At 32.7% G+C, this 10,658-nt stretch carries 10 protein-coding genes; 2 read left to right on the top strand and 8 right to left on the bottom strand.

The annotated features are described in order from the left end of the window. Window positions 1–180: 180 nt before the first annotated feature. From BKH44_RS08450 to BKH44_RS08415, 8 genes are all read right to left on the bottom strand, one after another. Window positions 181–2,355 (bottom strand): TonB-dependent receptor, encoded by a 2,175-nt coding sequence (locus BKH44_RS08450; RefSeq protein WP_095272368.1) that lies wholly within the window; start codon window positions 2,353–2,355, stop codon window positions 181–183. 146 nt (window positions 2,356–2,501) lie between these two features. Further along, window positions 2,502–2,837 (bottom strand): AzlD domain-containing protein, encoded by a 336-nt coding sequence (locus tag BKH44_RS08445; RefSeq protein WP_095272365.1) that lies wholly within the window; start codon window positions 2,835–2,837, stop codon window positions 2,502–2,504. A 2-nt stretch (window positions 2,838–2,839) separates the two neighbouring features. Continuing rightward, window positions 2,840–3,535 (bottom strand): AzlC family ABC transporter permease, encoded by a 696-nt coding sequence (locus BKH44_RS08440; RefSeq protein ID WP_095272371.1) that lies wholly within the window; start codon window positions 3,533–3,535, stop codon window positions 2,840–2,842. 11 nt (window positions 3,536–3,546) lie between these two features. Next, on the bottom strand, window positions 3,547–4,680 hold the full coding sequence (locus BKH44_RS08435; RefSeq protein ID WP_095272362.1) for an ABC transporter permease: 1,134 nt from the start codon (window positions 4,678–4,680) through the stop codon (window positions 3,547–3,549). Next, the gene (locus tag BKH44_RS08430; protein ID WP_095272359.1) at window positions 4,680–5,762 is read right to left on the bottom strand and encodes an ABC transporter permease; all 1,083 of its coding nucleotides are present in this window, start codon (window positions 5,760–5,762) and stop codon (window positions 4,680–4,682) included. Before BKH44_RS08430 ends, BKH44_RS08435 begins: the two co-directional genes overlap by 1 nt. 8 nt (window positions 5,763–5,770) lie before the next feature. Beyond that, window positions 5,771–6,754, bottom strand: coding sequence for an efflux RND transporter periplasmic adaptor subunit (locus tag BKH44_RS08425; RefSeq protein ID WP_095272357.1), 984 nt, complete (start codon window positions 6,752–6,754; stop codon window positions 5,771–5,773). A 12-nt stretch (window positions 6,755–6,766) separates the two neighbouring features. Then, window positions 6,767–8,182 (bottom strand): TolC family protein, encoded by a 1,416-nt coding sequence (locus BKH44_RS08420; RefSeq protein ID WP_095272354.1) that lies wholly within the window; start codon window positions 8,180–8,182, stop codon window positions 6,767–6,769. 82 nt (window positions 8,183–8,264) lie between these two features. Beyond that, a complete protein-coding gene (locus tag BKH44_RS08415) occupies window positions 8,265–8,630 on the bottom strand; it encodes a rhodanese-like domain-containing protein (protein ID WP_095272351.1) in 366 nt (121 codons plus the stop codon). A 102-nt stretch (window positions 8,631–8,732) separates the two neighbouring features. On the opposite strand from BKH44_RS08415, the gene BKH44_RS08410 reads away from it, so the two are divergent. Continuing rightward, the gene (locus BKH44_RS08410) at window positions 8,733–9,422 is read left to right on the top strand and encodes a di-trans,poly-cis-decaprenylcistransferase (RefSeq protein WP_095272348.1); all 690 of its coding nucleotides are present in this window, start codon (window positions 8,733–8,735) and stop codon (window positions 9,420–9,422) included. A gap of 83 nt (window positions 9,423–9,505) precedes the next feature. After that, window positions 9,506–10,658 (top strand): hypothetical protein (locus BKH44_RS08405; protein WP_143428336.1); only part of this gene is annotated, 1,153 nt, incomplete at its 3' end.

The following is a 10,658-nucleotide window of genomic DNA, read 5'->3' as shown; positions in this document are numbered from 1 at the left end:
TTTGAATCTGTAAAGCTAGATTACCACCCCCACAACCAATATCAATGAGAGTTTCAATATAGTTCAAATCAAGATACTCTAAAAGTCTTGAAGCTATCAAAGCCTGTATAGAAGAATTACCTTGATAGTCATTTTCATACCAATGATGACAATTAACTAATCCCTGCCCTCCAAATAAAATTAAAATTGATAAGAAATATTCATACGATAGCTTCTTCCAGGCTCATAGTCAACCTTTGTAAGTGTATAATTGGCTGTTTGTACAATATAAGCCTCATCAAAAAGATTATAAATACCAAAATTAATTTCCAATCCTTCAACTATTCCACTCGCAATATAGCTAATATAAAAATCTGAAACACTATAGCCAGGTTTATGTTCTACAAGTAGTTTTCCTTTAGGATCTTTTTTATCATAATTGGCAAAAACCAAAGTATTCCATCCCACCAAAACATCTATAGGAGTAATAAAATATTCTAAATTCAATGTATATTTATCTCCTGTAGCCGGTGCAATACCAGTCCCTTTATCTGTATTGCCAATTGGATATTTATAATTAATATCAGTGAGGGTATACCCCAAGCTTGCATTCAAATCATAAATACCCAATTTAATTGCTGCTTCAGCACCATACACGCTTGCTGCACCAGAATTAGACCGGGTATAAGATTTGGTTTTTTTATCTCTTTTTTCTAAAATCAGGTTGTCATAGAGAGTATAAAATCCTTTCACAATAAAATCAACTCGATAATCACCAAAAACTCCTTTATAAGTAACCCCACCTTCAAAATTATCTCCACTTTCAGGTTTTAATTTTTCTGTATCTACAAATTTAATGCCTGCCTCTGCAAATCTCTTTGCTTCAGCAATTCTAGGACCTTTAAAAACTTGAGTCCAATTGGTAAAAAAACCCAAACCTATATTAAACTTATACTCAAGTCCAAAAGCTCCAGAAATGTGATTATAATTGCTGCTCTGTTTAGAAAAATCCCCTAATCCTGAAAGGTCTCTAAGCATATTGATGTTATAAAATTCATAACGCACTCCCGGAACAAGCTTAAAAAATCCCACTTCAGCAGTCTGATAAGATAAAGCATACTGAAAATAAGCAGAAATATCATTTGCAGATTCAGAAGGTTTATTTGAAATAGGATCGCCCTCCTTTAATACTTTTGTTTTTTTATCCAAAGAAAGACTGCGATTATTGATAGTTTTTTCTATCGTGCCATAATACTCAATCCCATACAATAGATCATGCGACCCCCTATTTGTATGGAATCTTTGATTGAAATCCATTTTAGCACCATAGTTAGCTGTTAGTGCCTTCCAAAGCTCAAGTTTGCTATCATGAAAATAATCCAAATCATAATGTGTCTTATCCAAAACTACATTTGAATAATAAGCATTGGATTTGATATTAAAATCTTCACTAGGAATATAATCATAATGTAAAGTATAAGTTTGACGATCATATATCTGTGGCGTATAAGTCTGTATAGAGTCATTTTTACCAGTACTACTACCAAATTCACCCTTAATTGGAAAAAGTCCTTTGTATAAAATGTATTCTCCGCTAAGTTCTAGACGATGTGCATCAATTGAATAACCTGCTTTAAGCAATGTGTTTATTTCATAGCCATCTCCTCCTGTTCTTTGACCTGTAGCTACATATGGCGTCTTAGTCACAGTGATTGAGCCATCAGAACCCTGAGTCTGTGATTCATAATAAGAATTCTTTTTACCAAAACTAAAATTATGCCCTGTCAAACCAAAATCATGCTTTCGATAATTCACATAACCCAACACATCAAACCCACTCACTCTACCATAAACCATTGCAGATTCTTGAAATTGGTTATCATTTGAATAATAGCCGCTCTTCAATTTGAACCCAAAATGTTCATCGGCTTTCAACATATCTTGAGCACTCATAGTTTTAAAAATAACACTACCTCCCAATGCACCAGAACTACCTACAATAGAACTTGTCCCCACACTAACATCCACAGCTTTCAAAATATCAGGGTCAACTAAAAGGGATTGAGTATGATGATAAGGTGTCCCGATCTGTCTAGCACCATCAATTTGTATATTCAAAGCACTTTGATTCATTCCTCTGATATATACACGTTGATTTATAGCATTTGTCCCGCCAACAAAAACACCAGGCATATCACGTAAAATATCTCTTAAAAGGGCTGCTTGAGCAACTCCAATAGTTGTAGCATCTACATCTGAATATCCTGCTGCTGTTGCACTCGCATTTATTTTATTAAGCAAAACGGTTTGTTCCATATCTTCTGCATACAAATAAATATTCATTAAAATCATCAAATTTAAAATTAAAAACCTCATTTAAAAACCTTTTTTTATCTCTATATTTTTAATAATAATTTCTATTCTTATTATTAAATTATAAAATAATAAAACTATAATAATTAAAAAATACTTAAATATTGAAAATATAATGTCTAAAAATTGATTTTATATTCATAAGAAAATTAGAAAAAAAATTTACTCAGCCAATCTGTTTGAACCAAAAACATATATAAAATTGTCCCCACCACAATACTCAAAATAGACATTTTAAACACACATTGCAAAAAAACTACACACAACAAAGCTATGATTTCATTGAATCCAAATGGGGAATGGGATAAATCAATTGCCTTCAAACAATATACAATCAGCATACCTACAACAGCCATAGGCAATACCTTGCCTAAATAGAGTAAAAATTTGGGTGCAGGACGTTTGGGATTAAAAATAATAAAAGGAAGTGAACGCGTCAAAATAGTAGCTATTATAATGATGAGAACAATTAAAATTGAATCCATTTTTACCCCAATTTACGTTTCAAGAAACTTAAAATCAATGTTATGAGGCATAAAGCTGGTAACAAAAAATTTTCTGAACCAAATAAAATCAAACAAATCAAACTACAAAAAATCCCAATCATTGCAGGAATATGATTAGTATTGCATTTCCATTGTTCAATAAAAATCACAACAAATACAGCTGTCATAATAAAATCAATACCACGTGTATCAAAAACAATACTTGAGCCTATCAATGCACCCAAAACACAACCTATTATCCAATAAATATGATTTAAAAAGGCAATAAAAAACATAAAATAATTACAATCCACTCCACAAGAGGGCTTTTTTAAATTCAATAAAGCAAATGTTTCATCAGTGAGCGAATGGATCATATAAGGAAGCTTTTTACCCATTTTGTTAAAAGTTCCCAACATCCCAATAGCATAAAATATTTGCCTGGCATTCACCATCAAAGATAATACAAAAGTGCTCCAAATATCGACTCCTCCAGCTAACAAACCTACTGCCACAAATTGCATTGCTCCTGCATAAATAAAAACTGCCATAAAAAATGCCCACACAAATCCATAGCCAGCTTTTTGTAATAAAATACCAAAAGCTATGCCCATCAAAACATAGCCGAGCATAATAGGAATCGTATGAGGGAAAGCATCTTTAAATGCCCTCCATATTTCTTCTCTTTTTTGTCCCATCCAAATACTTTTCATTTTCTTTTTATTTTGATAACAATCACAGAGAGAATCATAAACAAAATACACAAACCACACAACCAATAAAAATGCCCCATCACCAAAGACAAACTAGCCCCCATTTGGTTCATACGGATAAAACCATTCACCCCATGAAATGCAGGCACAAACTTGACAATCCATAAGATATATTTGGGTAATAATTCAATAGGCCAAATAAAACCCATTGAAAAAACAAGAGGCAATGAAGAAATCAAAATAATTTGCGTACTGAAGGCTGGATGTTTTAACACTAATCCATACAAAACCCCTAAGCTTGCACAACACAAAATAAAAGCAATGCCAAAACACCAAAATGAAACAATACCAGAATGAATCTGAATGCCATACACTTGAAATAAAAACCCAAAATAAAGCAGAAAAAATACAAAATAAATAAGAAAAAAAACACTAATCCTAGCCATTACAAGTTTCAATGCCCCTACCTCATTCCAATAACCTACTATACCATTAGAGTTTTTCTGATTCTGAAAAGCCCCAAGCATTCCAGCTCCAGCAATCATTGTTTGATGTAAAATAAAGACCAAAATAGCAGCCAAAGCATAATTGATATACCCTTCACTTGGGTTAAATAATGCTATAGGGTTACTGACAATCAAATCTGTTTTGGTTTCTTTTACTCCGCCTTTTTGATATATCCTTTTGAGTTTAATCTTATCGTTTATAGCCTCTATGGCGGAATGTATTCCCTCAACTACAGCTCCATATATCAAAAAATATGAAGCGTTCACAGAATAAGAAAGTGTGGTTGGTACCTGTCTATTCACATCAGCTTGAAATCCATTGGGTATGTCCAAAATACCATAAATTTGACCTCGTTCAAGAAGCTTCCTAGCTTCTGTAAATGAATAAAGCGTATAGGCAACATCAACTTGAGGCGTTGAATGTATCAAAAAAATAAGTTCTTTTGACAAAGTGGTGTTGTCATTATCGACCACAGCAATCTTTTGAGAATCTACAATATCATTTTTATAAGGAGCAGGATACAAAAAAGCATACAAAAGCGAACCAATAATCACTACAAAGATAATAGAAGTATTGCTAAAAATTGATTTAAATTCTTCCAATACAATCCTAAAAAAACCCATTATTTTTGCCTCAAATTATGGATGAAAATCCCTAAAGGAAAAAATAATAAAAATGGTAGCATCTGTCCAATAATCTTCAAACCACTGACAATATCCAAACCATAATCAGCCTGTTGCAAATAAAATTTCATAAAATATGAAATTGGCAAAAGATGGCTCCAAAATAAAGCAAATCCTTCCATACTACCTTGTGGGTAAGTAATACCAGCAAATGCAAGACTAGGAGCTGTATATGCTGCAACAACTCCAACCGTCTTAGCAATATCGCCCAACAACGACTGGACAAAAATCACAACGCCACTGATTCCTGCAACCATCACCAAAACACCCAAAAATAAAATACTACCCTCCCCTTTCATTGAATACCCCAAAAACTCAAAAAATTTCAACATAACCATACCCCAACAACTAAAAATACTAACATTTAAAGAATAAGCGATAAGCAAAGCTTTTGTATCTAAAGATTTTTGCAAAAGATTTACCATCCCCAAAGCTATTAAAATCTGCCACATACAAGGTAAAATCAATGTCAATAAAAATTCTGAGTAACTATTGTTGCTATTATAAAGTGCATGAATTTCTGAAGAAATGGGCAAAGCCACAGACATTGCCACATCAAAATTAGAATCTTTAATCAAGCTTTTTAGAAAATTTGCTTTGGCATTGATTGTGCCAACAACTTTTAAAAAAGCACTATTAATAGCCTTGCCAATCAAAACAAATTGTGCATTATAATAAAAAAGAATTTTTGTTTGCATACCTATTTTTACTCGACGTTCCATATCCTTTGGAAGGACAACAAGCCCATAAATCTTACCAATACTCAAATCATTTTTAGCTGCATAAATAGAATCATAAACTTGAACAACCTTAAGCGTTGAAGTTGCATTAAGATCAAATTTTATTTGTGTACTCAATGCACTTTTATCCTCATCAATCAAACCAATAGGCAACTCTCTAGGCAAACCCATATAGAAAATACTATAAACAATCAATCCTAACATCAAAGGCAATACAAAATAAATCAATAATAAAAACTTATTTTGCATTATGCTTAAAATCTGTTTTTTGAAAATATCCATTAAAGTGTTTATCTCAATGTAACTAGGACACTCATCCCAACTCGCATACCAGAGATCTGACTCATTGGCTTTGCCTCAATTTCAAAACTCTTCATATCGTATCCATTGTTACTTGAAGTTGATTTCCAAGTTGCAAAATCCCCCATAATGGATGCATAAGTAACCTTAAATTCAACATTTTTTTCCAAAGCAGGGATATATGCTTCAAAGACCTTTCCAACTTCAAAATCTTTTAAATAAGATTCAGGAATGCTCAAACGTAACCAAGCATCCTTCATATCTGTCACCAATACGACCGGAAAACCACTAGGACTAAGCTCTCCACTATAAAGCAATATATTGCTAATCTCACCATCAATTGGAGAATATGCTTCAAAATCTTTTACATAGGCTTCTACTTCATTCACTTGACCTTTTGCAGCTTTTTCTTTTTCTAAAGCTGCTTTTTTAGTTTGTCTGCTTGCACCATCTAAAGCAAGTTTATATTGTTGATAAGCTGTATTTTCATTATATTTTGCACTTTGATAAGCAGCATAAGCCTCATCTCTTTTTTGCAAACTTGCTACCCCGCCATCATAAAGACCTTGTATTCTTTTGTAAGTTTTCTGTGCTAAATCAGCCATAGCTTTTGCACTCTGCCACAAATCCCTAGCTGAAACAATAGTTTCAACCCTTGCACCCTGATGTGTCTCATCACTGATTGCTTTTGCAGCCTCATAGCCAGCCTTAGCTTGAGCTAATTTAGCCTCCACTTCAGGACTTTTGATAGTATATATCAACTCGCCTTTTTTGACTTTATCACCTTTTTTTACAAATATTTGATCAATCCTTCCAGCAAGTTTTGAACTCACACTATATTCTCTAGCATCAATCTGACCTTGCAAAACCTGTGGTTTAGGGCTATATGCTATATAAAATGTAATCCCTAGCCATACTAAAATACACAACCCAAAAAATCCAATGAATACAACCTGAATCTTTCTTTTTTTCATATTTATAATTCCTTAATTTTGATAATCATAAAACATATCCAGGTGACCACTCAATGCCATTAAATTTGCCAAATGAATAATATATTTATAACCAATGGTTTTTTGTTCAATCAAAATACTTGAAAATGTATTCCTTGCATCTACTACTTGAGCACTTGTTGCTAATCCTTGAGTAAAAGCCTGTTCTTGAAGCTTAAGATTTTCCTTAGCAAGCTCAATACTAGAATCAAGACTTTTATATTCTCTAGCTGCAGAAATAACTTCTTTATAAACCTTTTGTGATAAAAGTTTCATGTCTTTTATAGCCTGCTCTTTGAGAGAATGCACTTGCAATACAGCGAGTTTTGCAGCCTGATACTTTTGTATCCTACCTTCAGGAGTGATGATGGGAAGTCTAGCCCCTATACCTATATACCAATCAGGAATCATTCTATTCAAAATAGAATTTTGTCCTTTCATTAAATATGATCCAAAAAGCCCTACTTGAGGCAAAAATTTACTCAACTGAAGTTTTTTAACCTCTTGAGTACTCAAAACCTGATTCTCCAAAGTCCTCAAAACTGGATAAGAAGATAAGGTTTCTTTGACAAAATATTCTGAATTTGGTAGAGTTTTGTTTGTATCTGGCGTTAAAGTAGAGCTTAGAAAAAGATTGGTTTGGGAAGACAAGATTGTATCAAAAGCAAGTCTTGCAACTTCCAAAGAATTTGCAGCTTCTGCAGTTTTAGTTTTTGCCCTATCATAAGCTACTTGTGCACTCAAAACTTCTATCCTTGCGATTTGACCAGCTTTTTGCATTTTGATAGCATTTTGATAATGCGTATAATGACCTTTTTCAATACCCTGAAGAACATCTAATACCTCTTGGTTCAAAACAACCCCATAATAGACCTTGACCAATTCTTCAAAAGTAGCCAATTTCCTTAGCCTCAAAGCCTCTAAGGCATCTTTTGCATGCAAAACAGCTATTTTGCTTGCATAAAACCTTGCCCCACCCATATATAAGGGATAAACAATATTCAATGCCCCTATGATAATATCCTGCTTAGACAATTCAATAGGGGAAGCCAATCCTTCAAAAATACTACCAATACCTGAAAATGCTGGCGGTAAGGAAGCAGTAGCTCCATTCAATGCAGCTTTATTTTGGAATAAATCCAGTTCAAGAGGTTTAGCTAAATGAATATAAAATCCAGTCAAATCAATAGATGGCAAAAAAGAAAGTTTACTAGCTAAACTAATTTTATTAGCCTTTTGTACTCCAAACTCCTCAGCCTTAATCCCTTGATGATTGTTAAGAACCCTCTCCCAAGCTTCTTTAATGCTAATCTTATTTTCTTGAATAAAAATAGCTTTAGGATTCAAATCAGAAGCGGATAAATTCAGGCAACTCATACAAAAACCAAACAAAATAATAATTTTATTCATGAACGCACCTGACTCATTTTGAAGCTTTAATTTTCTGTTTAGATTTTAAACTATAACATATTTTTTAAAATCCAACCCTAAATCATTCACTTTCTAATTTGATGCCATGTTCATCAAAATCTAAGATATTTTCATCCAAATAATAAATATTTTCTAACCCTACAAACACCAACTCACTCCCATAAATTGAAGCTGTATGTCCACTATAACAATGCAAAAGAATTTTTTTATTAACATTATCTTGAGCCACTTTAGCAATCTTATCCAAATCAATAATATTCAAAGCACCACAAATATGCCCCTGTGCATAATCATAAGGGTGACGAATATCAATAATGATATAATTTTCAGGTTCAAATCCTTCCAAATACACCGGATTAGCATAGCTTTTATTGTGCTTGCCCAAGAGCTTTTTATTCCTTAAAATTTCTGATTTTAAACCTTCCATATTTTCATCCTTAAATATTTTCAAATTGTAATTCTATAATCTTTTGAGAAATTCTTCCGTATGGATTTGTTAGAATAACAGAATTTTTTCAAAAGGAAATACTTGAATACATTAAAACACCTTGCTATCATTATGGATGGGAATGGTCGATGGGCAAAACAAAAAGGCAAAATGCGATCTCAAGGACACAAACAAGGTATCCATACCGTCAGGAACATTACCACTTGGTGTGCCAAAAATCATATTTCCTATCTGAGCCTCTATGCTTTCTCCACAGAAAACTGGAATCGACCCAAGAATGAAATTGATTTTTTGATGAAATTACTCAAACAATACCTACAAAAAGAGAGAAAAACTTATTTGGACAACGATATTAAATTCCTTGCTATTGGAAATATAGAAGCCTTTAGCAATCCCTTGAAACAAATGATTCAAAACCTACAAGAAGATACAGCAAAAAACTCTGCACTCACTCAAATACTTGCCCTAAACTATGGTGCTAAGGATGAAATAGCTCGTGCTTGTAAAAAAATAATACAAAATGACAACCATGACAAAAATATCAATATGAATGAACTCATCGCTGCAAATTTAGACACCAAAGGCATCCCTGATGTCGACTTACTGATACGGACAGGGGGCGAAATGAGATTATCAAATTTTTTACTTTGGCAAATCAGCTATGCAGAATTATTTTTCACCCCCACATTATGGCCTGACTTTACGCCTGATGAACTGTCTAATATCATCAAAGATTTCAAAACACGTTCAAGGACTTTTGGTAGCTTATAAAACAAATTTATCAAAAAAATTAAATTTATATAATATTTTTGTTATACTTCCAATACAAAAATATTTTGCTCAAAGGAAATAAAATGTTTAAAAACAAAATATCCCTAACACTTTCACTCTTAATTCTCGGAGGGGGGGGGGCATCATTAAAAGCTGACCCAAGACCAGATAATATATCATTACAAGACAATATTCGATCAGAACTTGATTTGCCCTTACCTAATCCAACCCTTAAAGATGTCTTCTCTCAGTCTAGAGTCTTATCACTCCTCCAAGACCAATTCGTTACCGTCAGCAATAACCAAAGCAAAGTCATTCAATACCAAACAGAATACACAAAATCTCTCCAACTAACTGATATGATTGCACAATCCAATGCAATCACTCAAACCATAAATAAGATCAATGAACAAATAAACCAAGATACCCAAACTATAAATGATTTGAATAAAACAACCTTACAAACCAATTTAGCCTGGTATCAAAAATTAATCAACATTCAAATTAATGAATTAAACAAAAATAAAAATAATTTGAAGAGATATGATTCAACTATAAACACTACTGCAATAAAATTGGAAAATGCGATAAAATCCTATCAAAATGCGGTAGATAATTCTGGTTATTGGGGCAATGGAATAGTTTGGGGATTTAAATATAATGGTAAAGACTATGGTTGGCCTTTTGCTCCGCAATTCGTTGGGGATCTAAAGAATTTTGAATTATATAAAGATGGGATAAATGATACCGATAAAATAAAACTTTATTCAAGCAATCAAGCTGAATATGATAATATTAATTATGCTATAAATCAATTACAAAACAATCTAACATTCCTCCAAGAAACCAAAGACAAAATAGCTCAATATGATAGTGCCCAAAATAATTTCAATAGCCTCACTGATATACTAAACTCTTTGACAGAACAAACCACAGCCTTGCAAAATAAAATCAAAGATTTACAAGACTCAATAATTACTACAGATTCAGATCAAATCAATAAAAATCTAAAAGATGCTAAATATACATATGAAAAAAGTATACTAACCTTAGGGGTAACTTTAAATCAAATAACCACCCTAGCTAAAATACAACAAAAAGCTATCTCTACTATCCATTCAGAACAAAAAACACTCTCATCTCTATCCAATGCTACCTATAATAATCTCTCTGCTTTGAACTTTTCTTCCAATCTAGCAACCAATACACGATTAGCCAAAATGAGTAATCCTTATA

Origin of the sequence: Helicobacter sp. 13S00477-4 (assembly GCF_002272785.1) — a bacterium.
Classification (GTDB): domain Bacteria; phylum Campylobacterota; class Campylobacteria; order Campylobacterales; family Helicobacteraceae; genus Helicobacter_J.
This window is presented reverse-complemented; position numbering and strand designations above follow the sequence as displayed.